At 51.9% G+C, this 26,302-nt stretch carries 18 protein-coding genes and 1 pseudogene; 12 read left to right on the forward strand and 7 right to left on the reverse strand.

Translation table 11 applies throughout. The annotated features are described in order from the left end of the window. The first annotated feature begins 42 nt into the window (after positions 1-42). Complete coding sequence (locus J5278_RS24250) at positions 43-1,764, forward strand: type I secretion system permease/ATPase (protein ID WP_219258690.1); 1,722 nt, start codon at positions 43-45, stop codon at positions 1,762-1,764. A gap of 11 nt (positions 1,765-1,775) precedes the next feature. After that, positions 1,776-3,134, forward strand: a complete 1,359-nt coding sequence (locus J5278_RS24255) for an HlyD family type I secretion periplasmic adaptor subunit (RefSeq protein WP_219258692.1) — start codon at positions 1,776-1,778, stop codon at positions 3,132-3,134. 453 nt (positions 3,135-3,587) lie between these two features. On the opposite strand, the pseudogene J5278_RS24260 reads toward J5278_RS24255, so the two are convergent. From J5278_RS24260 to J5278_RS24270, 3 genes and pseudogenes are all read right to left on the reverse strand, one after another. Continuing rightward, positions 3,588-4,691 (reverse strand): annotated as a pseudogene (locus J5278_RS24260) (IS630 family transposase). A 69-nt stretch (positions 4,692-4,760) separates the two neighbouring features. Then, positions 4,761-5,522 carry a hypothetical protein gene (locus J5278_RS24265; protein WP_219258694.1) on the reverse strand — a complete coding sequence of 254 codons (762 nt, stop codon included), beginning with the start codon at positions 5,520-5,522 and terminating at the stop codon, positions 4,761-4,763. Continuing rightward, entirely contained in the window at positions 5,476-7,740 is a 2,265-nt protein-coding gene (locus J5278_RS24270) for a polysaccharide biosynthesis tyrosine autokinase (protein ID WP_219258697.1), read from the reverse strand. Before J5278_RS24270 ends, J5278_RS24265 begins: the two co-directional genes overlap by 47 nt. A gap of 1,514 nt (positions 7,741-9,254) precedes the next feature. Here J5278_RS24270 and J5278_RS24275 point away from each other — a divergent pair. Continuing rightward, complete coding sequence (locus J5278_RS24275) at positions 9,255-10,688, forward strand: O-antigen ligase (RefSeq protein WP_219258698.1); 1,434 nt, start codon at positions 9,255-9,257, stop codon at positions 10,686-10,688. Between the two features lie 126 nt (positions 10,689-10,814). On the opposite strand, the gene J5278_RS24280 is transcribed toward J5278_RS24275, so the two are convergent. The 3 genes from J5278_RS24280 to J5278_RS24290 form a co-directional block, all read right to left on the reverse strand. Further along, positions 10,815-11,021, reverse strand: coding sequence for a KTSC domain-containing protein (locus J5278_RS24280; RefSeq protein ID WP_219258700.1), 207 nt, complete (start codon positions 11,019-11,021; stop codon positions 10,815-10,817). Positions 11,022-11,528: 507 nt separating this feature from the next. Next, on the reverse strand, positions 11,529-12,305 hold the full coding sequence (locus J5278_RS24285; protein WP_219258702.1) for a family 16 glycosylhydrolase: 777 nt from the start codon (positions 12,303-12,305) through the stop codon (positions 11,529-11,531). A 116-nt stretch (positions 12,306-12,421) separates the two neighbouring features. Continuing rightward, the gene (locus J5278_RS24290) at positions 12,422-13,204 is read right to left on the reverse strand and encodes a WecB/TagA/CpsF family glycosyltransferase (RefSeq protein WP_219258705.1); all 783 of its coding nucleotides are present in this window, start codon (positions 13,202-13,204) and stop codon (positions 12,422-12,424) included. A gap of 579 nt (positions 13,205-13,783) precedes the next feature. Here J5278_RS24290 and J5278_RS24295 point away from each other — a divergent pair. From J5278_RS24295 to J5278_RS24335, 9 genes are all read left to right on the forward strand, one after another. Then, positions 13,784-14,449, forward strand: coding sequence for a sugar transferase (locus tag J5278_RS24295; RefSeq protein ID WP_374109199.1), 666 nt, complete (start codon positions 13,784-13,786; stop codon positions 14,447-14,449). Positions 14,450-15,353: 904 nt separating this feature from the next. Next, positions 15,354-16,094: a metallophosphoesterase family protein gene (locus J5278_RS24300; RefSeq protein WP_257623432.1), complete on the forward strand. Its 741-nt coding sequence runs from the start codon at positions 15,354-15,356 to the stop codon at positions 16,092-16,094. 553 nt (positions 16,095-16,647) lie between these two features. Then, positions 16,648-17,916, forward strand: a complete 1,269-nt coding sequence (locus J5278_RS24305) for a hypothetical protein (protein WP_219258709.1) — start codon at positions 16,648-16,650, stop codon at positions 17,914-17,916. A 52-nt stretch (positions 17,917-17,968) separates the two neighbouring features. Further along, positions 17,969-18,808 (forward strand): hypothetical protein, encoded by an 840-nt coding sequence (locus tag J5278_RS24310; protein ID WP_219258711.1) that lies wholly within the window; start codon positions 17,969-17,971, stop codon positions 18,806-18,808. Then, positions 18,808-20,274 (forward strand): MOP flippase family protein, encoded by a 1,467-nt coding sequence (locus J5278_RS24315; RefSeq protein WP_219258713.1) that lies wholly within the window; start codon positions 18,808-18,810, stop codon positions 20,272-20,274. The genes J5278_RS24310 and J5278_RS24315 overlap by 1 nt, the downstream gene beginning before the upstream one ends. A 53-nt stretch (positions 20,275-20,327) precedes the next feature. After that, positions 20,328-21,248 (forward strand): glycosyltransferase, encoded by a 921-nt coding sequence (locus tag J5278_RS24320; protein ID WP_219258715.1) that lies wholly within the window; start codon positions 20,328-20,330, stop codon positions 21,246-21,248. A 62-nt stretch (positions 21,249-21,310) separates the two neighbouring features. Next, a complete protein-coding gene (locus J5278_RS24325; RefSeq protein ID WP_257623433.1) occupies positions 21,311-22,171 on the forward strand; it encodes a glycosyltransferase in 861 nt (286 codons plus the stop codon). Positions 22,172-22,308: 137 nt separating this feature from the next. Continuing rightward, positions 22,309-23,202, forward strand: a complete 894-nt coding sequence (locus J5278_RS24330) for a beta-1,6-N-acetylglucosaminyltransferase (protein ID WP_219258719.1) — start codon at positions 22,309-22,311, stop codon at positions 23,200-23,202. 270 nt (positions 23,203-23,472) lie between these two features. After that, positions 23,473-24,816, forward strand: coding sequence for an O-antigen ligase (locus tag J5278_RS24335; protein ID WP_219258720.1), 1,344 nt, complete (start codon positions 23,473-23,475; stop codon positions 24,814-24,816). Between the two features lie 336 nt (positions 24,817-25,152). Here the strand turns inward: J5278_RS24335 and J5278_RS24340 are convergent, their stop codons facing one another. Continuing rightward, entirely contained in the window at positions 25,153-26,262 is a 1,110-nt protein-coding gene (locus J5278_RS24340; protein ID WP_219258722.1) for an endo-1,4-beta-xylanase, read from the reverse strand. Between the last annotated feature and the right edge of the window lie 40 nt (positions 26,263-26,302).

Below are 26,302 nucleotides of genomic sequence, written 5' to 3' on the forward strand. Positions count from 1 at the left end.
GTTGCGACCACCGAGTGTATCGTTGTTGTCGAAGGTGTGCCTATGAAAATCGATAATCCCTTCGTCACCGCTTTGAGGAGCTATCGGCAAATATTGTCATCAATAATTGTCTTCAGCATCGCCATCAATGCACTTATGTTTGTATCACCTTTGTATATGCTGCAGGTTTATGACCGCGTGCTCCATAGCCGCAGCGAAACGACTTTGCTAATGATTACAGGCCTAGCCCTAGTGCTGTTGGCCATCTACAGTCTACTGGAATGGCTCCGATCTCGCATTCTAGTCCGCGCGGGCCTTCGCTTCGATGATATGATTTCAAACGGCCTATTTAGTCGTGTTGTCACAACGACGCTACGGCAACCTCAAGCACGATCGGAGTTTGCCCTTTCGGACATTGATCGACTTCGGGATTTTTTGACCGGCCCCGGCCTGATTGCTATTTGCGATCTTCCCTGGATGCCCGTCTTTTTGATAGTCTGCTTTCTCTTTCATCCACTTGTCGGCGTGATCTCACTGGTGGGAGCCCTGCTGATCTTCGGGCTTGCCATTCTCAACGAATTCATGACGAAGAGGACGTTGAATGAGGCCAGCGGCCATGCCCAAGCAGCACAGCAATTCGCTAGTTCCGCTCTTCAAAATGTCGAGGTGGTACGCGCACTTGGCATGGAGCGTAGTCTCCGATCTCGATGGCATGACATGCACCGCAACACGCTCGTTAAGCAAGTGATTGCGAGTGATAGGGGAGGCGCACTGCAGTCCCTTTCAAAGTTCATTCGAATGGCATTGCAAACGATAATACTCGGTGCCGGGGCTTATCTCTCAATAGAGGGGGAGATCTCGGGGGGGGCTATGATCGCTTGCTCGATCTTGATGGGCCGCGCGCTGCAGCCAATTGACCAAGTTGTTGGCCAATGGAAGCAGTTTGTCGGCGCACGACAAGCCTACCACAGGCTGTCTCAAATTTTCCGAGATGTCCCGGATGAACAGGTCAGAACGCAATTGCCTGCGCCACATGGCAGATTGGTGGTGGATCAACTGACCGTCGTGGCTCCAGGGCAGCGGATGGCTGTTTTGCAGGGTATAAGTTTCCATGTGCAGCCCGGTCAGGCGGTTGCAATTGTGGGCTCGAGTGGTTCTGGCAAATCGAGTTTGGTCCGGGCGTTGGTTGGCGTGTGGTCAGCGCATTCAGGTGCGGTAAGGCTTGATGGATCGGAGTTGCAGCATTGGCAGAAAGATGATCTCGGCAGGCACTTTGGCTACCTCCCCCAATCGGTCGAACTGTTCGCTGGTACGATCGCCGAAAATATCTCGCGTTTTCAGTATGATGCCTTGCCACAGCAGATTATCGCTGCGGCCACTGCGGCTCGGGTCCATTCGATGATACAGAGTCTGCCCAATGGCTACGATACACAGATTGGTTCGGGTGGTAGTTCGCTATCTGGCGGACAACGCCAGCGGATTGGACTGGCGCGCGCTCTTTTTGGCAATCCAGCTGTGATCATCCTAGACGAACCGAATGCAAATCTCGACAGCGATGGAGAAGAAGCACTTTTTCAAGTGATCGGTGATCTGAAGGCTGCAATGAAAGGTGTGATTTTCGTCAGTCACAAGATGAGCCTAGTGGCGCTGGCAGAAAAGACGCTTGTGCTCGCGAATGGTCGTGCCCAATCCTTTGGTGCGACGCGAGATATCTTCCAGCCCAAGGCTATGCAGGCCCCTGAGCCTGCATTTGGTAGCGCATCGCATCCCCGTCACGTTGCTTGAGGAGACCATTGATGTCCACAACAGCTCAACAATTCGGTAGCGAACCGCGCTTTGCATCGGAGTTTGGGAGACCTGATAATGCATTGTCGTTTTCTCCCAGACCTTACATCATAGCCGGATATCTCACAATCCTGATCGGTTTTGGAGGGTTTGGTGCGTGGGCAGGGTCAGCGCCGATCGCCAGCGGAGTGGTCGCCAATGGCACCGTCTCCGTGGAGTCGAACAGAAAGACGGTCCAGCACCTCGAGGGTGGTATTGTTTCAGAAATCGTTGCGAAGGAGGGCGATGTGGTCGATCCTGGCGCCGTTGTTCTGCGGCTGGATCCAACTCATGCATTAGGCACCTATACATATCTGAGGGACCGTGTTGGGCAGCTGCAGGCCCAGGAAGCGCGTCTAATCGCCGAAAATACAAACTTACCCGCGATCTCATTACCGCCGGAGCTGACGGCGCGAAGTGGCAGCGCCATTGAGGCGGCGGTCAGTTTGCAGCAGACAATTTTCAACGATCGCCGACGTAGCAGAGACGGCCAGGTTGCCATTCTTGAAGCCCGCGCAGACCAACTTCAGGAGGCTGTCTCGGGCCTGTTAGACCATAGAAATGCCACCGACCAGCAGACCTCATCACTTCAAGAGGAAGTAAAAAGGTTGACGCAGGGCATGCAGAATGGCGCGGTCACCGTCAATCAGATTTCGCAGGTCACCCGAGCGCAGCTAAATATGCAAGGGGATCGGGGATCAATTAACTCTGAAATTGCCAAGCTTCGGCAGACAATATCGGAGACCAATTTGCAAATCGTCCAAGTCAAGCAGCAATTTGAGGAGAGAGCGGGCGGCGAACTGCGAGACGTGCGTGACCAGCTGAGCGAAGCGGTAGAAAAGGTCGGTGCCGCAAGGGATGTACTGGACCGGACGGTTATCCGTGCTCCTGTGAGGGGTATGTTGCAGAATATTCGTGTTCACACGAAGGGAGGCGTAATTCGCGCTGCCGAGCCTGTCATGGACATCATTCCTCTTGACGATAATCTTATAGTAACCGCGAAAATACGACCAATTGACATCGATAATGTCAAGATCGGCCTGAAGGCTGAAGTTCGCTTCTCCGCTTTGTCGAGCAGGACGACGCCCGCCGTGTTTGGCAAGGTCACCGTCCTATCACAGGACGTCATGGAGCCTACCAAGGCAAACGAAGCACCCTACTACGAGGCCAGGGTTGAAGTCGATGACAAGGACGTACCAATGGAAATTCGGGGAAGACTACTTCCTGGAATGCCAGCCGACGTCATCATTTCTACAGGCGAGCGAACATTTGCTCAATATATTGCAAGACCTCTCGTCGATGCGTTTCATAAGAGCATGCGTGAAAAGTGACAGCCATACGACAGGACAGAAATACCCTCAACAAGACGAATACAAACATGCACTTTATTTGGCGGAACTCGGCCGCCTAACCACATATAATTTACGCACTGGATGAGGACCACTCTAAATGACCATTATTTCCCCGACTCCAATTGCTGCCTCTCAGAATTGGGTGATATCCTTGGGGGCGCCGGCGCAAGGAGGACATAAGGGTCAGAAACCATGTGCGCCTGGGCAAGGTTGGGGCACGGTCACGGCAGGAGAACCCTCGCTTCCACTATCAGCCGGCTATATTCCAACGCTGCGAACTAGACAGAGGACGCTACGCGACGCATCAGGTCCGGCGGTAACCAACCCGCGTATCAGAGCATGATCAACCGTCGTTATTTGACCGTGCCTCCTGCTTTCCCCAGGATGCATCCACACGCAACGCAACGCCCAGACGAGCGGGCGACGAATTTTCTATTCCTGCATCTTGTAATGGCGAACATGAGAGTGGATTGATTCCAACACTTGGTGCCCGCGTCTGTCGGCTGCGATGATGTCTTCAGGGTCAGCTTTCAGATGAAGGGTCTAGGCTCTTCGTCGTGTTCTTTGACAAAGTGATTGATGGCCGCCTGGAGGTCTACGACGGAATGGAAGGCTCCGTTCTTCAACCGAAGACGGGTGAGTTTCGCAAAGAAGCCCTCGACGGCGTCCAGCCAGGAGCATGAAGTCGGAACGAAGTGGAAAGTCCAGCATGGGTGCCTTGCTAACCAGGCCCGGACTTTAGGCTGTTTGTGTGTGTGGCATAGTTGTCCAGAATAACGTGAACCGCCTTATCCTTCGGCAACTGGGCCTCGATCGTTTTGAGGAAACGGATGAACTCCTGATGCCGGTGGCGCTGCATGCGGCCGATGACGGAGCCGTCGAGGACATTCAGGGCGGCGAAAAGTGTCGTGGTGCCGTGGCGCTTGTAATCACGGGTCATCGTGCCGGCACGGCCCTTTCAGGGGAATACCCTGCTGCGTCCGATCAATCGCCTGGATCTGACTTTTCTCATCAACGGAAAGGACAATCGCATGGGCAGGCGGGGAGACTTAGAGGCCGACCACATCGTGAAGCTTCTCGGCGAAAGCCTTGTCGTTCGATAGTTTGAAGCTTCGCCAGCGATGGGGTGCGAGACCATGCTTATGCCAGATCGACCACTGAAGATGCCGCAATCCCGACTGCCTTTGCCATTGCACGAACCGTCCAGTGGGTGGCTTCCTGCTTGGGAGGCTCCTGGGTCAAGCCGACAACCCGTTCGACAAGATCACTGGCAAGCGGTGCAGTGCCAGGCGGCCGGCTCTTGTCGCGCAAAAGGCCGTCGATGCCTTCCGTCATAAAACGCTCCTGCCAACGCCACACGCAGGTCTTCGACTTTGCTGAGGCGGCCATGATGGCGACTGTTCCCAGACCCTCGTCGCTCGTCAAGATGATCCTCGCCCGCCACACGTGCTTTTGTGCCGAGCTGCCTGCCGAAACAATTGCGTTCAACCGAACCCGGTCGGCAGCGGAAACCTCAAATGTGATACCTGTACGCATTCAACATGCGTTGCATATTCGCGCACAAATTGGAATCCCATCCCGGACTCCTTTATCTCAATCAATCCATTAGAGTGCAGTGAGATCGACGCCGTGAAGCTTCAACATAGCTATGCGATTGGGTGGAACAAGCGTTGCGGCGGCGAGAACATGCGCCTTCAAATCCGCACCCGGATTGGCCAATATCTCGCTAATATCCTTCCAATAGGCTTGGCTTAGCAGGGTCCTGATGTCCCGCTCGACAGTCTCACTCGAAAGCGCCAGCGTATGAGCTGACGCCCGTCTCCACACGAAGAAACGCGCCCGCAAGACATACATTTCCGAGGGGGCGAGAAGCGAGGACTGCCTCAAGATCGCTGAGAGTTGGTCGGGATTTTCGCTGGACGCCTGCCGCACCATAGCAAGGCGCGCCCAAAGATCGCCATCGCCGGGACTGCAGGACAGCGCATGTACGATATAACGGTCCGCGCGCTCCATCGCCGTTGCCCAGTCTTCGTAACGAGCGACAGAATCCTGGAGATCCAGATCCATAAGGATGAATGCGAGGCCTTCATCGAGAATATCCGACCGGCACTGGTTGCTGGTAATGATTGCTTCGGCTTGAGAGGCGTAGCGATCAATTACGTTCTTGTTTGCAGAATCACCGGCAGTCAGCGTTGCGTTCAGATAGAAAAGGTTTGCAAATGTGAGCGTCGCCTGCAGTTCTCGAAATGCCGAGACCATGAGGAAAATTGACAGGCCTATAAACAATAGGCCTGTAGGATTAAGACGACGCGGCAAGATCTTAATCTTCACGATAGTAGCTTGTATATCGGGAGTGATAATATTCACTTGAACCGTAGGCTCGATACAACTTCATCTTGTCGTTGTCGACCTTGTTCAGAATGATACCGGCGCATTTCTCGATGATTTCGATGTTAGCGCGCAGCGTGGAACGTACAACCTTCCGCGTGGTCTTGCCCCACTCCACCACGAACAGGAATGAATCGACCTGCGCCGCGATGGCGCGCGCATCGACAACCGGCGCGAGCGGCGGTAGGTCGAGAATGACGTAGTCAAATCTCGTTCTAACGCTTTCCAACAGATCGCTCATCTCCGATGAGGATAACAGCTGAGACGAATGAGGAATGTTGTGTTTGACGACCGCGGGCAAAAATGCGAGGCGCGTTTTATCGCTCAGCAGCAGCAGATCCGCCAACGCCAGTCCCTCGGTTAAAGCCTCAACAAGTCCGACTTGCGCATGCTGCGCGAGGGAGTGTGTAGAGCCTGGATTTCGGAGATCGCAATCGATCAACAGCGTCCGGGCACCTTGCATGGCCAGCAATTCGGCAAAGTTCATTGAAATTGTTGACTTTCCTTCACTCGGAAGAGTTGACACGATACCGATGACCTTGGCGCCGGGGCCTTTTCTAGAAAGGTCAACCGCCATCTTGGCGCCACGAAGCGTTTCGGCAAACGCTGACATGGGGTGGTCAACCACATAATTCGACATAGAGTTCGTGCGGCGTATACTGCGGGTATCCCCATCGCCACTGGCAGCAGATCTGGTGGCCTTACCGACCTTTACAAGTGGTGCAAGTCCAAGAAATTCGAGCTGAAGCTCGTCTCTGACCTGTTCGCCTGTCCTGAAAAAGCGGTCGCGTATCTCCCTCAATCCGGCGACCCCCGACCCGAGCGCCGCTCCTACAACGCCGAAAAATGCGACGACCAGCGCCTTGCGTGGATATTTCGGCTTATCCGGCTGGACTGGGCGGGTGATCACCCGGGCCTCCGTTATCGGAAAAGATTGCTGCTGAACGGCTTCCTGGTATCGTTGCAGGAATGTTTGATATAGGTTTTTAAACGAGTCGGCAGAACGCTCCAGCTCTCGCAGCTGTACACCAGTTTCCCCGGCAAGTGCGCTTTCACCCCTGGCTTTTGAGACGCTGTCAGTCAGAGAGTTTTCTCGCGCTTGAGCGACATCGTACTCGCTTTTGTAGCTCTCCTGATACCGGGATAGCTCTTCAAACATCAATCGCTCGTATTCTTTCATTTCAGCTCGGAGCTGCACTGCACGAATGTGGCCCTTGCCGAGACGGTTTGAGATATCAGCCTCGAGTTTCGAGGCCGTCAGGTATTTTTGGCGCAGCTCGTTTGACACCGCGCTGTCCAGGACGTCCGCAACGACAGCGTCCGACTGACCGTTTTGGACGATCTGCTGAATGCGCTCATATCTGGCTTTAGCTTTCGCAGTGTCGGACTGGGCAACGATGAGCGCACTGTTGAGCTCAGAAAGCTGTTGATCGCTGATCAAGGTCCCTCCGGCAGAGAGCAGCCCATTTTCGGCGCGGAATTTTTGGACAGCGTGGTCGCTGTCCAATGCCTTTTGCTTCAATTCGTCGATGCGGGCCAGCAGCCAATCGCTCGCGCGACGGGTGGAGTCATACTTGGAATCGAGCTTGTCCAATATATAGGCATCTGGAATCGCGTTGGCGACGCGAGCTGACAAGTCGGCCGAGGGTGACGTGAAACTAATGTTTAAAATATATGTGCGTCCGACACGTGTGATATCCATGTCGTCTTGCAGAAGGGTAAGCGCATCACGCCTGCTTTTCTCGGCCAGATCCTTATCGATATTGCTGGTGACAAACCATTTCATCGGATTGAATTTGCTTAAAAACGAGCCGGAGGAGGCCATGAAAAGCGGATCTTGCCCCAGATTGAGCTTGTCAACGACAGCAAGGCCAATCGTATCCGATTTAAGGACTTCCACTTGGCTGAGAATAGACACCTCATCATCCCCGCCAGTCACGCTATCGTTCTGGGTGAGGCGATTGACCAGGCCGTCATTGCCACGGTCAATCAGCAAACTAGACGTGGCTGTGTAAAGGGGAACGGCCGTCAGGGCATAGGACACGCCTATAATGACTGCGACAATCGTAGCAAGGGCGACAACTGCCCATTGGCGTCGGACAATCGCTAACAGTTTTTCGATATCGATGGCATCATTTGGCGACCGTTGTTCGAACCAGTCATGCTGTAGTGTAGAAAGTCTTTCTGGAGACAGCATTATGATTCTCTTTCTTCAAATAGAGCAGACTACCGTGACGCTTGGCTCTACTGAATAACTATGCCACGTTTCAATAGAATTAAGGATCAACAGGCAGACAACACTTAAGCCACAGAAAGCGTCAGAAAGCCGGAGCGAATCACATTTTTCGCCGTGGTCCAATCTCTAGGATTTTATTCTAATCCCACACGATGGAGCTTTCGCGATCAACAGCAGACTTTGGGCGCGACTATCGTCTAAGAAATGACATTTCGCCGAAGCGACCAGGCACATACACTCTCTAATGCGACTGTGGGCAGGTAGGGTATTCGGAATACCCCGGAGCACTCGAGTATTTCCAAAATATGAACCGACTGTCTCTTTGCTCGCGCCTAGCATGCCCACAGGGGCGAGCATTCTAACTTGCTGGACTTGTCGAATTGCGCTGGGTAGCCGTACGTGAAAATCGAGCCGAGCTTCCCGTTATGAACGTTGTAGTTTCGGTTTTCGTCCCGAAATCGCCGCTAGAAGTTCCGCCGGACGAAAGTCCCGGATTGCCCCCGCCTGCGATTCCAGATGCGGAGGTGCCTGCCCCTGTAGCACCCAGCGATGCAGTCAGCACATCGTTGAGGCCCGCTGCAAAAGCTGTCGTTAATTCACTATCGTTGGCAGCCGCAACCTTTTGTTGAATGAGCAGCACATATTCTGGCGTCGTGACCTGACAGGATTTTACAGCCCGTGCTAGGCCGGCACCGATCGCAGATTTCTGTGGACTGTTTGCCCGGGCAACTAGCTCCATCATCGGATCCAACACAGCCGTGCTGGAACCCGTCAGCCCTCGGACTTTCGAGCTCATTGGCAGCCCCGCGGCTGGGAAGTCCGATAGCAAAGATGCCGGCTGCGCGAGGAACGCGGCAATATCAGTGTCTGCCATCCGGGCCGGCGCGACGAAGCAGCCGGGCGAAACCTGAGCAACGGCCGATCCTCCAACGGTGAGAGTGGCAAGAGCTAGGCCGAACGAAACGCAGTACTTAAAGGAGGAATGCACGGACGACCCCACAATGTAATCATTACCATAGTGTTAACGTGCTACACCGCCGGCAGATATCAAGCAAGAAATTTAGTATTCCCTCCGCGATTTTCAGCTGTAAATTCTGATTTCCCTGAATTCTTGGTTAAAAATGCAGAGTTTCACCTTATTTCCTGCCTTAGATCGACAAATGCAGATCCAAAAGATGTTTTTTGTTCTTCTACTCACGCTTGGATTTAACGAAGGCGCTAACAATTAAATACCTCTGGCATTTATACACGCTGGATTTTCGACCATCATCTAATAATCGCCGTTGCGTGCCTTCTGGAGATTTGAATGTAGAATAATATCGATTTATTTTTAAATCGTGATGTATTGACCGCTCTCTGACGCAGGAGTTTAACCTGCTGTTCAGTAACGACTTTGCAAGGCAATTTGCCCAGAGTTGTAAATTCCAAGATCCTTAGCTCGATGTGCGTTCAAATAATTTAGGATGATCATTCCAATGTCCGGCAATATGGAGTTACAATCGAAAGTGACCGCGCCGTCCATCATACAAGCGCTTTACGTTCTATCCCTTATGTTGACAGTTTTGCCGTTTGGTGCCGTTCATCCCATTCCACTGAGCGTAGCGACGATCTTCTCGTGCTTCTTAGCTCTGATTGCGGCGAAAGTCTTCGGGTTGCCTGTTCGGACTCGCTGGCTGTTTACAGTTGGTCTGATCCTCGCCATCACGACAACATTCTGGGTAGAAGTGCAGAGCATGACGACCATCACAGGTAGCCTTGCCAATCCATTATGGCGAGATCTCGAGAAGGCCTCCTTACGTACTACTGGAGCGATCTCCATCCAGCCCGCAGATTCGATAGCCACGCTGATGTTTATGGCTGTTCCCATGATGACGTTTCTCACGGGGTTAATCATCAGTGGTTCGGATGAGGATGGCCGGCACATGGCAGCGGTCCTGACCGTTGGGGGTGGTCTATGCGCCATCTACGGTCTTATTCAGTTCAGCTTTTTCCCGAACACTAATATGTTCTTCCCAAAAGTCGCATATCAAGACAGCCTCACAGCGACCTTTGTAAATCGGAACACTGCGGGAACCTTTCTGGGACTGGTCTGTCTGGCTCTCGTACGCTACGGCTGGTCGTTATCGAGAAAGATTTCTTGGTTGGCAATATTGCATCCTGCGCCCTCAGGCCGCCTACGCAGGGGCTCGGCCCTGTCTTTCTTCTCGTTCATTGCACTCCTATTCGCCTGCTCCGTCGCGGCGTTGCTTCTGACAAAATCACGTGGAGCGATCGCAAGCACCGCCATAGCCATGCTTTTTCTCGTATTCTTTTTGGCAATCCAACCTATGAAAAATACAGGTTTCTCCGCGCCAACGTCCCGAATGAAGCGAATTTTGCGAGGGACGCTGGCAATGACAATTATTATCGGCGTTCTAGTTGTCTTCGGAGGAAGGACTCTTTTAAGAGCGGAGGCACAAGGAACCGACGATGCCCGCTTCTGCGTTCTCCCCGGCATTCTGGAGCTGGCCAAGGGGGAGCCTCTGCTTGGCTACGGCTTTGGCACTTTTCGATATGCTTTCCCTCCCTTTAGAGACGCCCGATGCGGCATAGTCTACATCTGGGAGCGCGCCCACAATTTTTATCTTGAAGGGTTTATCGGTCTCGGCGTCATGTTCGTGGCGCTCGTCTTCGTCGGTTTATTCGCCCTGCTGATAGTTCACGTCATCGGCATTTATAAAAGACGTAGCATGCGTTCTTATTGCGCGCTTGGGTTTGCCAGCATCCTCCTCGTAAGCCTTCATGGCCTTGTCGATTTCTCGCTCGAGATTCCGGGCATGGCATCCTATTTCGCGGCTTTGATAGCAACCACATCTTCCGTATCACTTGGAAGGTCACCTCACCGAGGGCAGCGGCAAAACCGGTCGTGAAACCCGCCGCCGGTAGAGGTCCAACGCTAGCTTGCCGTGACTATACAATGCGGGCGACCTTTTCCTTGCTGGCTGAACAAGCACGTTTGTAGCTAGCCCTTTGCTCGTCGGCCTTGCAGGCTGGATCTATCGAACTCGCTTGAACTGTGGGCGAATGTTATCAAGATAGTGCTGCCCAGGCGATGACGATCCAACCATGGCCATAGCCGCCTGCTCTGGCACATCTTGAAACAGCCGTTCTTCGCCATTTTTAAAACTTATGCGAAGTTGCCCGTCTGTCTGGCTAAAAAACACAGATTTAATGATGCGGGAGGACACACTAAGCTCTTTCATTAACGACCTCATTACTTGGAGATTTGTGACCTTGCCCATACACTTGCCAAAATTGCGTAAAACGACGACGTAAATAGACCGTTACCGCGCTCTGATGTCGTGGACCTGCTCTAACGTGGAGGACCCGAGTTCACCAGAGCTAGGACCAGCAGGCCAACCACAGCCGGGTCGGCCATACGTCTTGAATGTTGAACGGCAGACGAAAATATCCCAAGATATTGAGCACCCTGCTGGAAACCTAGAAGCTAGAGTGCAGCGGGACATCGCAGATGAGGTACTCAGCGACGTCACTGGTGACGACAGCCGTGGTTTGCCGTTGAGCTGTGGAGTGATGGTGGTTGCCATCGGCAAGCCCAAGCCTTCGGAGCGTGCTGCCAACCCAATGCTCAGCAACGGCTAGCCGGTTGACCCGTTAGATCACCACCGCTACCGTTTTTAGCCAGTGAAGTGAAATCGGTCCCTTGACAGCCAGACAGCAGGCAGAGTGTTCACGTACATCAGACCCGATTACGGAATATACGACGAAACACTGACCCAATCGACGAGCATATCCTGAGGCAAGACTGAGTCTACAGGTGGCCCTGGCCAATTGCCGCCGACCGCGACATTCAGGAGTATATAATAGGGCTGGTCATCGAATATCCATCGTCCGCCTGCGGGAATAGCCGTTTTGGTTACAGTCTTGTAGACGACTCCGTCGAACAACCAGGAAACACGCCCAGGCGTCCATTCAATCGCGTATACGTGAAAATCATCCGACAGGTTGCCCGTTGCAGTCTTCTCACCTGGTGAAGCAAAATCGGGGGCGTGTAGATTGCTGTAGACTGTGCGAGGGGCGGCAGCCGTGTTCTCCATAACGTCGATTTCGCCGTTGGCGGGCCATTGGCCCCGATCGCCCATCAACCAAAATGCTGGAAGAAGGCCTGGGCCGTGTGGAATTTTGATGCGCGCCTCAAACTTTCCAAATTGCAGTGAAAACCGCCCCATGGTCTTAATGCGGCCAGACGTGTAGCTGCCATCGTCCTGCCTGCGGGCCGTAATCACCAAATTCCCATGGCCGTCTTGTCGGATCGTTGTGACCTTGTCTGTGTAGGTTTGGCTTTCGTTATTGCCCCAAACTTTGCCAGAGCCAAGATCGTAGTCCCATTTCGTGGGGTCCAATCTGCTCATGGCAACGCCATTGAAATCATCACGCCAGACGGGTTTAAACGTTACCGCCGGAGCCGCACTGGCCGCGGTCAAGATGAACGCCAGGACTAGAATACCCTGATGTAGTTTGGACACTTTTACCTCATGCGTGGGACATGAAATCGACCGCTACGATTATAAAGCTGCGGATGCGGCTACAGGTGATGCGTTAAATGAACACATGCCTCCCGCGCACACGCGGTACCGATCCGTCAGACGCGGGATGTGTTTGCGGTTTTTACGTTATCGCCGGTCCGCAAAAGCAGTAGTAGCAAGGCAATTGGCGTCGTGGATACATAGCGCCATAGCAATTTTCGGGGCTGGGTGACCATTCGGTGCACCCACTCTGTTCCAGTCCGTTGCATCCACAGCGGCGCGCGGCCATAAGTACCCGTCACATAATTGAAACAACCGCCGCAGCTAACGAGCCATCCAGCCGAAATGCGATGACGGTTCCGGACACAAAACGCCTGTTCCTTCGGCTTGCCCAATCCAACCCAGATGATATCAGCACCGGAGGCGTTGATTTCGTTGCAAACCGACGGTTCTTCTGCACTTGAGAAATACCCGTTCCTAACACCCGCAATAATCAGGGAAGGGTACAGACGCCGCATTTCTGCCGCGCAGGCTTGGACGACCTCTTCACTTCCACCCAACAGAAAGAAAGACTTGCCGCTTTGCTGTGCAGCATTTGCCATATCGTGAAACAGGTCAGTCGTCGCACTTCGCTCGGGAACCGGCGACTTCGTTAGCCATCTGGATGCCGTAACAAGCGGCTGTCCATCGGCATGAATAATATCTGCAGCATTCAAATCGTCGCGATAACTTTTATTAAAAAGTGACATCGCAAGACCATGACCATTTATGTCAAAAAGCAATTTGGCCGTCGAATCACAAGGCTGCTGGTTGCCTTGCATAATGTTGACGAGATCTTGTCTCGAAACGCAAGCTGTGGAAATACCCCCAATGGTTACTCGATGAATGTCTGCCGCCACGTAAGCCCCCTTTGCATCCGGTATATGCAAATATTCTAAACTGCGACGTAGACAACGACCGCACTATCATACTTACTAAAAAGTTAATCGTAAGCAACCCGAGCAGTCGGATTATTTTGCAATGCAATAAGAATTTTGGCCGCTGGTTAGCTTGCGCAACAATTTATGAACCGTTATTGGAAATTATGGTAGACACTGGAGCCCTTTCATGTAGGAACAACTGCGTTCACGGAATGAATTCTTAGTAGTTTTCCGCATCTATCCAAGGGCTTCGGGGCGTCACTAACCGATGTTTACCTTGCTCTTGCCGTCGCCTCTGGATACACACGGGTAAGTAGTCTCAGAACTAATCCAGCGATTTTGTGGCCTTCTTTTCTCACAGGAAGACAGACTCGGCACCGCCGCGGTTTTCGATTTATATCGATTCGAAGCAGCTGAAATGAGCCCACAAAAGGGCCTCCGCACCCTTAACCATTGGTTTACTTTATTGATGACGCTGCTATTTAAGTGAGATATAGCATGCAACGCAGAACTGCTTCTAACGAAGCTAGACATTAGTCAGTAAATGGGGGCACTCCTTTGTCAGATTCGATTTCAGACGTTCGAAATCCTACGGTCACAGTGGAGTTTAGTAGCAGTCGGTTCCAACATGTCGTTAAACGGCTTATGGACATTGTAATTTCTGCTTCGGCATTGATAGTACTTGCGCCGTTGCTGTTTGTTATACTTGTTGCCATTCGCGTCGAGAGTAGAGGATCTCCTATATTTACGCAGATGCGTTGGGGCCGGAATGACACCAAGATCAGAGTGTTGAAGTTTCGCTCCATGCGTTCAGATCTCGGTGATCCGACGGGCGTAGCTCAAACCGTAAAGTGTGACCCTAGAGTTACACGAGTAGGGGCAATTCTGCGAAAAACCAATCTCGACGAGCTGCCGCAATTGGTGAACGTCTTCAAGGGCGACATGTCCCTGGTAGGTCCACGGTGCCACGCTATAGGCATGCTTGCAGGAGGTATGCAGTACGAGGAATTGGTGCCGCGATATCACGAGCGCCACTCCATTCGCCCAGGTTTGACTGGACTCGCGCAAATGCGTGGACTGCGTGGCCCCACAGACCGGCCTGCAAAGGCCCGCGCAAGAATTTCCGCCGATCTTTATTACGTCGAGAATTTTTCACTGCTTCTGGACATGCAGATCTTGGTCGGCACAGTCATCTCAGAGTTGCGCGGCGGCAAGGGCTTTTAGACCAAGCGTTCAGACAAACCCACTCGTATTCGACAATCGCTCAATGAAAACGTTTCTGCTCGATGCACCGCCTGGCCTAGGACATTCCCTTAACCTGCGGTCGTGTTGAGCATCGTAAAGATGCTTGTGCATTTGCGTCTGAGCTTTGGGTGTCAAGTTGAACCTCGAGGCAAGAATAGCTTCCGGGGAATGTGCGGGCCACGACTGTGAGCGGGAGGCACGCCACCTGCGTCTCAAAAATACTCGGCAGTGCATCAGCGCGCTCACCACAACCGCCTGGTATCTTCTTCCAACAGCGCTTGAAAGGCACCAAGTAGGCTGGCACTGTTCACATCGGCTGGTGCAACGCGATCCAGCCAATCCAATGCGACATTCTTACTCGGAGCCAGCCATACCTACACAAAGTTCAGGAAACACTCGCGCTCAAAGCCTCTTATGCTTTACTCACCCTAATCTCTGTTACCACTTAGGCATGCGTGGCCCCCGCCTTGACCATTGTTACAAAAATACGCCCTTCCCATACGATTGTGTTAGCCGGAATTGGATCATCGCTATGTAATCATGACGGCCGATAAGTCGCACATGCCGCCCCCCTTCTTGTTATTGCTTTTTGGAATGCGCCAACTTTGAATGTTACGTGATTCGGGGAGGTCTTAGGCGAGAAGATGCGAGCAAAGTAGCCTATACGTGTGGTGAGTGGGACGGCAGATGATGAACCGCAGAGACATTCAATAGGGATAGTTCATGGTGAGCCTTGCGAACAGTGTTGCTTTACAATCACTGCCCTTCGGGCTCGATTTTGAGTTTCCAACAGACAGAGTAAAGTGTTGATGGCTTTCAAAAGCGAAGTTGCACCTGGCTGCAATTTATGACTGCGTTTATCCGGAGATGGCTAGAGAGATATTTGAAACCGGAAATTCGCCGCCCCCGATTTGTTTTATTCGCTTCCGACTTTGTCGCTGTTTACGCAATCGGCGACGTCCACGGCAGTGTGGAATTGCTGCGACACGCTTACGAGAAAATTATAGAGGATAGGTCAGAAGTCACGGGCAGAAAGCTTGTAGTGTTTCTAGGAGACTACGTCGATAAGGGTCCGGATTCGAAGGCTGTTCTGGAGTTTCTGTGTGAGCCTGTTCGTGAAGGGATGCATCATGTTTGCCTCTGCGGAAACCACGACGCTGAATTTTTTCGGTTCCTGCAGGACCCGAAATCCAATCTCGGTTGGCTGGACTTTGGCGGTGTGGATACGCTCCGGTCTTATGGAGTAGACGCCAAGCACATTTTGAAAAACGGTGGCGGACCAGATGTATTGCATCGAACCGTCTGCCAAGCCATCCCGGATCAACACATCGATTTCCTTTCATCTTTGCCGACGATGCTCAAGGTTGGAGATATGGTGTTTGTTCACGCCGGAGTACGACCCGGCATTCCTCTGGTGGAGCAGACAGACCACGATCTCCTGTGGATCCGGGAGCCGTTCCTCACTGAGGGACCGAAGCTGCCTTTGTTTGTCTTCCACGGACATACCGTTACGGCAAAACCCGATTTCGGTAAGCGCCGGGTAGGCATAGACACCGGTGCCTTTGCGACCGGTCGTCTCACCGTTCTCAAACTCTCCCAAGGCACGGTGTCAATGTTGGAGTAGTGATTCGAATGTGTTTACTGCTTCGCGTGGCGCCAATGAGAATACCCTCGGCATCGAGTCAATGCAGGATGAAATTTCTTCGATGTCACCATTATTCCAAATCAACGCTCAGTCTTGTCCTTGGGGCGAGACTAGGCAGTGCACCGTTCGGACAAGTGGGGACCATCGGTCGTCCAGAGCGACGGCTCAAGGATCTAAAGCATTTGGGGTGCGTGGGAGGCCAGAAGGCCCAGTTATCCTGTCGATTCTCGCTCTCAGGTGGCCCCTGTCCTTTATTTGCGCCATTGGGTGGCGTCATGAACCTGCACTGTTTTGTCGCCTTTGCTTGGCGATCCTGCCGGTACGTCTGGTCCCTCGCCCTGATCATCTGTTCGGGAGGGCTGTCCGTTTTTCGGGCTTAATTGGTCGTCCTATAAAAGACGACGCTGTTCTTAGCCTCGCCACCTGCCTCAGCCAACAATAAAAGGTTAAATATGCGTAAAGGCAGAAGTGCTTCATTGCGTTGCAGCATGAAATTGAACTATGAACAGTTAGCATCAACTTGGCAGTCCTAATGAGAAATACTTTTTTGTTGATTGGCAACTACGGGCTCGCGACGTTTGCAACGGCGGCTGTATCTGCAAGTCATCTTCTGCTGCAACTTGCCGTGCTGCACAGCTTAGGATCGGCAGAGTTCGGACTGATAGCGTTCATGTTGACGTTGATGCAGTTTGGTTCAGGTCTCTGCAATTCCTTGGTCGCAGCGCCCTACACCGTTCTTGTCAGCTCTAGTTCGGAGCATAGGGCTGCAACTGACTTTTTTTTCACCGTCAATGGCGTTCTTGCTGTTGTGAATGGTGCACTTGCGGCCACAATGTCCCTGTGGATAGGCAATTCGAGCCTTGTGACTGCGTTCTGTTTCGGACTATCGAGCGCGCTTTTTACAGTCCGGTGGTTCGGCCGGACAGATGCGTATGCCACGCAAAATGCGGTCATGGCTGCTGCATCCGATATTGCGTATTCCGTCGCGCTGCTGCTTGCTCTCGGGGTTGCCTGGCTCCTCGGCATGTCGCTGCTGCATGCGTCGATAGTCTTCGTGGTGGCGGGCATTGCAGGTATGGTTCCGCTCGGTGTTTCTTTCGTAGGCAAGCATGCAAACAATCAGTGGCGTTCGACTGTCGCATCCTACAAACCCATTTGGCGCGATCAGACACGCTGGGCGGTTGCAGGCCTGGTGACAACCGAGGCAACGTCAAACGCTCATTCTTACTTGGTCACGCTGATCGCCGGGCCGGCGGCATTCGCGCCGGTCGCTGCCGCTATGCTTTTCCTCCGACCGATAGGTGTCTGTACGGCGTCGCTGACTCAGATCGAGAGACCTGCAATGGCGCGTGCATTTGCGGCCAACAATCGCAAGCTGGCGCTTGCATGCGCCAAGCGGTTTACGGCTGTTCTCATTCTCGTATGGGTGCTGACGATTGCAGCGACATTGGCCGTTTTACACTTCTTCCCTGGAATAGCTTTCAAGCCGGGGCTTGAGGTGAGGCTGGTGGAGGTGGCTTTTGTCATATGGGCGGTCATTTGCCTGGTGACATCTGCGCAAACCCCATTGAACGTCTTGCTGCAGGCGGAGGGGCGCTTTCGTGCACTGGCCCATGCAAGCATCAAGGCATGCCTTGTCACAGTCGTAGGCGTCGTGGTCTTGTTGCTGACGATCGGGCCCGTCTATGCGACGCTGGGAGTTCTTCTAGGCCAGATCGTCATGACCTATGGAATTATATCTAGCGTCCGAGTCAAATATCCACCCCAAGAATTAACGGCGATGGAGACCATTGGCGCGTGAGCTTTACCGGAAAATTCTACTTCTACCCGACGGGCGTGAAAGGACGTTATAAGTGCTAAGTAAACTTAAACTTATGGCAAAACCTGCCTTCATGCGTGCGCTCGAAGCTTGGACGCAGATGCGTTGGCGTCGAAGGATCGTTGCTCCTCGCCATGGCTTGCCGCATCGGCTCGTGGTTTCCCTGACATCCTATCCGAAGAGATACGATGTATTGGAACTAACTCTGAAGACAATTTTGACGCAAGATCAGTCGCCTGACGCGGTGGTGTTGTGGATCGCGCATAGCGATTTAGAAGCGCTACCGGCATCAATCACGGTCCTGGCGCAGGACGGTCTTACCATCCGCGCAACAGACGACCTTCGATCATACAAGAAAATTATTCCCGCTCTCGGCGAGTATGGTGACGCGGTCATCGTGACCGCCGATGATGATGTCTATTATCCACCCTCGTGGCTGCGAAAGCTGACGGACGAATACCGCCAAGGCGTGGCAGAAGTTCTTTGCCACAGAGCCCATCTAATGCGTGAAAGCAACGACGGCCTACATCCCTATGACCGATGGCAATTCAATATCAAAACGGCTAGCGATGAACCGGACGTGTTTTTCACTGGCGTCGGCGGCGTGCTTTATCCCCCCGGGATCCTCCATCCGGATGCTCAGAATATTGAGAAAATACTCGAACTATGTCCGACGACCGACGATGTCTGGTTGAACTGGATGGTTCGTCTGAATGGTGCGAAGGTTCGCAAGGTCAGCGGCTGGACCCGATTTTACGAGTGGAGCGGATCTCAAGCCGTTGCTTTGCAGAACGGCAATCGAGGTGACAATGGTGGCAATGATGCTCAGATTGCCAATCTCGTGCGTGCCTACGGCCTACCGGAGAAAAGATGATGAGCGTGAAGAAGGAAGCATTTTCTGCTGTACGCTGGACCACCTTTGCTACGGTCGGTCGCGTTATTTTGCAGACACTTCAATTGATTATCCTCGCCCGACTGATTTCGCCCCAGGATTTCGGGATGATGGCTATGATTCTCAGTGTCACGGCCTTCATCCAGCTTTTCGGCGATCTTGGCGTCAGTACGACGATTATCTACTCGCGGGAAATTTCCAAGGAAGTCCTGTCCACCCTGTACTGGCTGAACCTGGTTATGGGGGCCTTGCTGTCAGGTTTCGTGTGGATTGCAAGCCCTTCCGTCGCCAGGTTCTACGGAACGCCGGGCTTGGAGATCCCGCTGTCACTTGCAGGGAGTTCCTTCTTCCTGCTCGCGATCGGTCAGCAGGCAAAAGTCTTAGCTGAAAAGCGTCTCGCATTTCGACCAATTGCTATGGTTGAGTTGACATCTGCAACTATCAGTACAGTGCTGGCGATTTTGGTCGCATATTTCGGGGGTGGGGTTTACTCTCTTGTCGTCGCCGTTACCGCCCTCGCGGCCGGAAATAGCCTACTTTATTGGCTTTTCGTCCGCGACGGCTGGCTGCCCACTCTGCATTTCAGATTTCGAGAAGCATTGCCGAATGTGAAATCTGGACTTTATTTGCTTGGTGCGAGTTTGGCTAATACGGCCACTCTCCAAGCAGACGTCATGATTGTCGGAAGAATGCTAGGCAGCGCTACGCTAGGTTTCTACACAGTTCCACGTGAGCTTTCCTTAAAGGTTATGCTCGCGACTAATCCTATTGTGACCCGCGTTGGGACGCCGTTGATCGCGAAAGCGCAGGGTGACAAAGCGCTTTTGTGCAAGATTTATCTCGCAACTATCAGGATGACTTCCGCAATAAACTTTCCGATTTATGCCGCGATAGCGGCATTTCGCAACGAAACAGTTCATATTGTGCTCGGACCCAACTGGGCCCAATCAGCGGATCTTCTTGGACTTATGGCGATATGGGGTATGTTTCGAGCGCTCGGCAACCCGGTAGGAAGCCTACTCTACGGAACTGGTCACTCAAGATTAGCCCTGTACCAGGCGCTCGCCGTGACGGCAATCATCATACCTACAATATATGTCGGCGGCTTGTGGGGCTCAACGGGTGTGGTGATAGCGCTCACGGGTTTCTACATACTGTTCGTATTTGCCGTCTGGCTGTTCGTTGTAAGAAGAATTACTGGAGCCGGCTTTCTTGAATACACGCTGCAGTGGGTGGTGCCACTACTAGTGACTGTTCTGTCACTCGGCGTCGCCCTGCTAGCCTCCTACAGGCTCCCAACAGATGTAGCCAGGCTTGCCATTGGATTGCCTGTCGGTGGTATAGCATACTTAGCGTTTAGCTGGTTGCTAAACCGGCAGTGGTGTGAGGCGATGCTTGGCATGGCGGGAGTTACAGGCAGACTTAAGTTCGTGCCCGCAAAATCCTGAGGGTTAGAAGTTGATCAGGCGACATGAGACGAGTGTTAAGATAGGCGAGCAAAATGGATAGACTTCCTTACTTCTCAGTGGTCATTCCGCTCTACAATCGCGCGGACTGCATCGCGGAGACGCTGCAATCTGTGCTGGATCAAAGCTTTGGGGACTTCGAAATTGTCGTTGTGGACGACGGATCGATCGACGAGCCCCAGACGACTGTCGACGCTATGGGTGACCCACGCATTCGCTTTTTCAGTCAGGCCAACGCCGGGGGAAGCGCAGCGCGCAACAAGGGCATCGACTTGGCGAGAGGGCACTACATTGCCTTTCTCGATTCTGATGATAGGTTTTTGCCCAATCATCTCAAGACTATGCATGACGTCTTATCTCGCAATCCGCAATCAGACCTATCGATATATTCGCCCGTAATTGTCGATAGGGGTGACGGCAAGACGTTCGTCAAGCCCCCGCGCGCTATTGGCGTCAACGAGGACATGGCCGATTATGTCATGCGGGATCGTGGTTTCATCCAGACAAGTGGTCTCGTTGTGCCGAGAGAAATTGCAGCCAAGGTGCGCTACCGAACAGGTCTGCCTTTCGGCCAAGATACGGATTTCGCTGTGCGACTTTTTAGGGCCGGCAGCCGCTTCCAGATGACTGAGACGCCGACCGTCGTTTGGAACGATGCAGTCGACCCGCAGAGGGTGTCGGCGGCGCGGAAAGGCCATAGGGTCATAGGCTGGCTAGAGGAGATGAAGCCACTTGTATCGAAAAAGGCTTACCTAGGCTACCGTGGATGGCATGTAGCAAAGGGCCTCGCGCCGCAGCAGCCGTTGCTAGCGATGAGATATTATCTCAGTGCCCTATTTTCAGGTTGTTACGGACCTAAATTAGCATTTGCCGTCTTATTGCAGATTGCGTTACCAGGCGAATACTATAGACGGTTCTCGGACCTCGTTATAGGCTTAGCAAGGCGAAACGTTTGAGTAGTAATCCGATACCCACATTCTCGGTTGTAATCCCCGTCTACAACAGAGCTCATCTGATCATGAGAGCTTTGAACTCTGTGTTTGATCAAACATGGAGGGATCTCGAGATTATTGTAGTAGACGACGGATCGACTGACGACATTGAAGCGGTTATCGATCGTGTCGCGGACGAGAGGCTCAATTTTATACGCCAGCACAATGCTGGCGCAAGCGTCGCCAGAAATACAGGTATCGACGCTGCGCGCGGACGCTTTGTTGCCTTTCTCGACTCCGACGACGCGTTCTTACCGCGGCACCTTCAATTGTTGCTTGGCCTCCTCGGGACTCGCCAAGATCTTGCGGTCTATTCACCGATTATTGTCGACAGAGGCAACGGAAATACCTTCGTCAAGCCACCTCGCGGCATCGCTGCGGGCGAAGACATGGCATTGTACCTAATCTGCAATCGCGGTTTCGTGCAGACCAGCGGTTTGGCACTGCCAACGGACATCGCGCGGGCTGTTCGCTATAGGCCAGACGCACGCTTTGGTGACGATACGGACTTTGCCATTCGCCTGCAACTCGCGGGTTGCCAGTTTGTCATGCATGAAGAGCCGAGCGTAATTTGGTACGATGGTTGGCGAACCGACCGGCTTTCTATCGGCCGCGCGTCTGTCGGCGACTTGCCATGGCTCGATGCTCTCAGGCCACATATCGCTAAGAAGGCATATCATGGCTATCGCGGGTGGCATTTTGCAAAAAGCATTGCACCCGATAGGCCGCTGCTGGCTTTGGGCTTATATTTGCGAGCTGTGGTCAACGGAGCTTTTTCGCCCGGTCTTGCAGGATTGGTATTTCTGCAGATATTTGCGAGTGACAGGACCTATAGATGGCTGGCTGATTGGCGAATTTCGAAAACCAAACTGAAAGCCAGTAGGTAATTCATATATCGAACATTTAAGGCACTATAAATATTCGCAAAGTCGTTGATTTGATCGAGTAGGTTAGTTGTTTAACTTATTGATACCGCCGAGCTTTGATGCGATTGATAACAACTCCCACGTAATTCGGGGTAACAATGCTAAACTGGGCAATATTGATCACGGCGCACGATGATCCCGAGCACCTGAGAAGATTCATCGATGTCATGGCCGATGACCATGTATGGTTTTATATTCATGTCGATTTGAAGTCCGACGTAGACCGGTTTACCAATTTGCAAACAATACCTCGCGTATGCCTGATCGAAAGCAGGGTGAACGTGAATTGGGGTGGTTGGAGCCAGGTCCAAGCGACTCTCAATTTGATCGAAGCGGCACGAAAGAGCCCGCACGAGTTCAAGTATTACACGTTTGCCAGCGGCAATCATTTTCCAATTCAGAAGCCGGAAAAGATATGGAGCCACTACATAGCATCTGGGAGCGAATATATCAATTTAGTTTCCGTCCCGAATATTGCACTGCAGAAAAATATGAGCCGGTTTAAGACGTTTAACGTGGACGGCGCCTACAGACCCCAAAGTTTCGCTGCTCGTTTAAAATCGCCAATTTATCGTTTGATCGCCCGACTCCCTATCCGGAACATAGAGAAGTATTTGAACGGTTGGACGCTTTACGCAGGCAGCAACTGGTGGACTCTCTCCAACGATGCAATTTCATGCGTTGTAGAGACTATCAAAACTAAGCCGGAACTGGTTGAATTTTTTAGGTATGTGAAATGCCCTGATGAAAGCTTTTTCCAGACTATACTAGGTAATTCGGGATTTCTAGCTTCATGCGCAAGAGCTGACGTATATACGGATTGGTCAGATCCCAAAGAAGCGCCGGCGCAGATTCGCATGAGCCATCTTCCTCTGATTTTGGCCGATGATTTCACGCTCGCAGATGGCTATGGCGCCGGCCCGGCACACTTCGCACGCAAATTTTCGACGAGAAACATCGATGTCGTCCGTTCCCTACAAGATGTTTTGTGAAGATGAATTATGTCGGTGTAGAAATTGCCTAAGGGACTAGCCTAACCGAGTGTTGATTGTACCTTGCTAACTATGTCAAATTGTACTGCTGAGTCACTGAAGAAGCTACGAAAACTACCCTTGAGTTCGAAACACGAGACGATCGAGCAACAAACGTGTTATATGACGAATGCAATTTTCTTAGCGAGATTTTTTGTAGGAATCGAAGCTGATATGGGCAGTTCTGGTTGTTGAGGCATAAAAACATTGGAATATGAGGGGAAGTGGGAATTGAATCGCATCTTGACAAGGTCTACTCAGACAACCTCTTTTGAAAAATTCCTTTTTGTTTTGTCTGTACTTTTTTTCTCCTACGTCATGCTGGGCGGCATGCCTTTTGAATCGCGCGGAGATGCTTCGGTTGCGACGGTTGCAGATTTCCAAGAGGGAAACGCTTTTCGTCAATTTTTTTACTTGACGTTTTTTGTAGTAACTACGGTGCTGGCCATCCGATCCCGAGGGCTGGACTATTTTAAACTATACTCACCCATGTTTATTGTTTTATTTGCTTACTCCGCGCTGAGTATATCTTGGGCGGTACGACCAGACATAGGGGGGCGAAAACTTGTACTTGCGATAATATTTATCATAATTGTCGTTAATTGGTTCGCACTGTTGGGGTCCAAAGCGGTGCTCAAGAACCTTACATTCTCCTTAGGGTTGCTGATCGTTCTTTCAGTGATCGCTGTATTTGTCGTCCCCGCTTGGGCAAAACACCCGCCTGGCGAAACGGACCCCGCACTCGTCGGCATGTGGCGGGGGCTCTTTACTCACAAAAATCATGCGGCTGCAGCGTGTGCAATTGCGCTAATCCTCTTTGGCTATAGGTGGGCACTCCGTAAACAGTGGAGTGATTTCATCGTGTTTTTCCTTAGCGTAGTCTTCTTACTGGGATCCGGTGGCAAAACCGCCCTAGGGTTTTCGTTCCCTTCACTCATCGCCGCATTGGTATTTAGAAACTACGCAAAGAAAGAGTCCGTCTCTAAGCTTGCTATAGCAATTGTTGCGGTGTTATTTCTTATAGTGCCTATATTGGGAATGTTATTCTCGGATAAGATAATCCAAATATTCAGTGACCCTATGGCATTTACCGGCCGTATTCAGATCTGGACTTTGACGCTTGAATACATCAACGACCACCCTTGGTTTGGCTCGGGTTACGGTTCATTCTGGCAACTCGGCGATAGTTCTCTCCTCGACACCTACTCTGCAGAACCCTGGTTAGCTGGTACATTCCATGCTCATAACGGATACATCGAGCTTGCTCTTATGCTTGGTATTCCAGGCGCAGTTCTGGCGTTGATCCCAACTGTAGCCATCCCTCTCGTTCAGGTGTTCAGGAAAGCACGATATAACGCTAATCTTTGCGGGTTGATGTTTGGTTGGTTGCTTTTTTCTGTGCTCTTCAATCTTCTTGAAGCTCAAATTTTCACAAAGGACTGGGAGGTCTGGCTAATTCAGGTGGTGCTTTGCATCAATCTGAGAGTGATACCCCGGGTATATGTGCCAAATGTGAAATCACTAGTCTCTCGAAAAATAGGCGAAGAACGCAACAGGCCAATTGCAGCGGAGTAGGGAATATGAAAAAGCTTGGCCGCTCGTTTCTTGGATAAATGCTGAGGTTCCGAGCCGGGAAATAGGGGCTCCGTGAATAGACCATAATTTGCTGCCGTAATATCGGCTTTGTCAAGCGTAATGGCATAGCTAAAAGGCGATCCGTCTCGTTCAAGCCCGCTTTCTTTAGTTATTTACTTAACGCGGAAGAGCCTCCTTAGCTGTTTTATGACTGCCAAGATGCGTGCGTCGAGTGGACGAATGTTCCAGCTGTGTCCATTTCATTGCGATTGACCTGCAAATCCAACTTCGGGTCATATTTTGGCTCTAAATTTTTAAGTTTAGCTATTCGTCATATCAAATATGTGATCGAGGTTCCGTTTCTTCGAATGAAGCGGCGATCGATTCCCACATAGGTTTCCTCTTCATGTCGGCGTCTAACGGGAGCACTCTCGAGAGCTGTCCATCTGTACGCCTATATTTTTCATAAACCGAATGCCACGAATATCTGTCCGACAGGCCCCAGGTAAGTGCACCGATTGTTGCTTTATTAGAAAGCGCAACATCGAGAAACGCCCTGGTGGCGTTAGCAACAAATGCATCTCGTTGAGAAACGTCGCTGGGACCAGCCTTATCGGACACGTCCATTTCTGTTATCATGATCTTTAACCCGAGAGCCGACACATCGTCTAAAAAATTCGAGAAAACCCTTTCATCGAAGCGGTCGGCATAAGGCCAAAGGTGTCCCTGGATTCCGAGACACTCAATCGGAACATTTTTGGCCTTCATTCGCTCTAATAGCGAGAGGATTGCTCTGCGTCGGTTTGAATGCCAGATTGGTGCAGCCTCAACGCCGTAGTCATTGAGGACGAGGAGCGTATTAGGATCAGCAGCTTTCGCAGCGTGGAATGCCAGGGCTATATAGTCCTCACCGAAATTTTGATACCAAACGCTATTCTTGCGTAGGCCGTTTTTATCCCGGTCTTTAGGTTCGACGGCCTCATTGACAACGTCCCATGAGTGGAAACGACCAGCGTAACGGCCGACAACATTGGAGATATAGTCTACTAAAAGTGCCTCCCTCTCAGAGGGTGACGAAGCGTTCGCCAGTGCGGGAGCCAACCATTCCGGGTTTTCACTGTGCCAAACCAGTGGATGCCCCCTGACACTCTGGTTGTTTGTTTCCGCGAAAGCCACGATTTCATCGATAGCGCCGAATGTGTAGTCGCCTGGAGCAGTTTCTATATACTTTCGCTTCATCTCGAATTCTGGAACGAGAATGCCGGCCTCTACGGCCGTTGCGGCGGCAAGACCTTTATCTTTGGCGAGATTGATACTTGAGACCGCACAGCCATACATCAGATTTTTTTTGCCTGCCAATGTTCGCAGACTGTCTCTTGGCGCGGCTCGTAGCCTCTTAAAAAAAAGGGAAGCACCGGCGGCGGCGAGGAATGTTCTTCGTTTCAATTTCTTCTACCACAGTTTTCTTTGTATCGCACATAAACAC

This window comes from Rhizobium sp. B21/90, assembly GCF_019355815.1.
In the GTDB taxonomy this organism is placed as follows: Bacteria; Pseudomonadota; Alphaproteobacteria; order Rhizobiales; family Rhizobiaceae; genus Rhizobium; species Rhizobium rhododendri.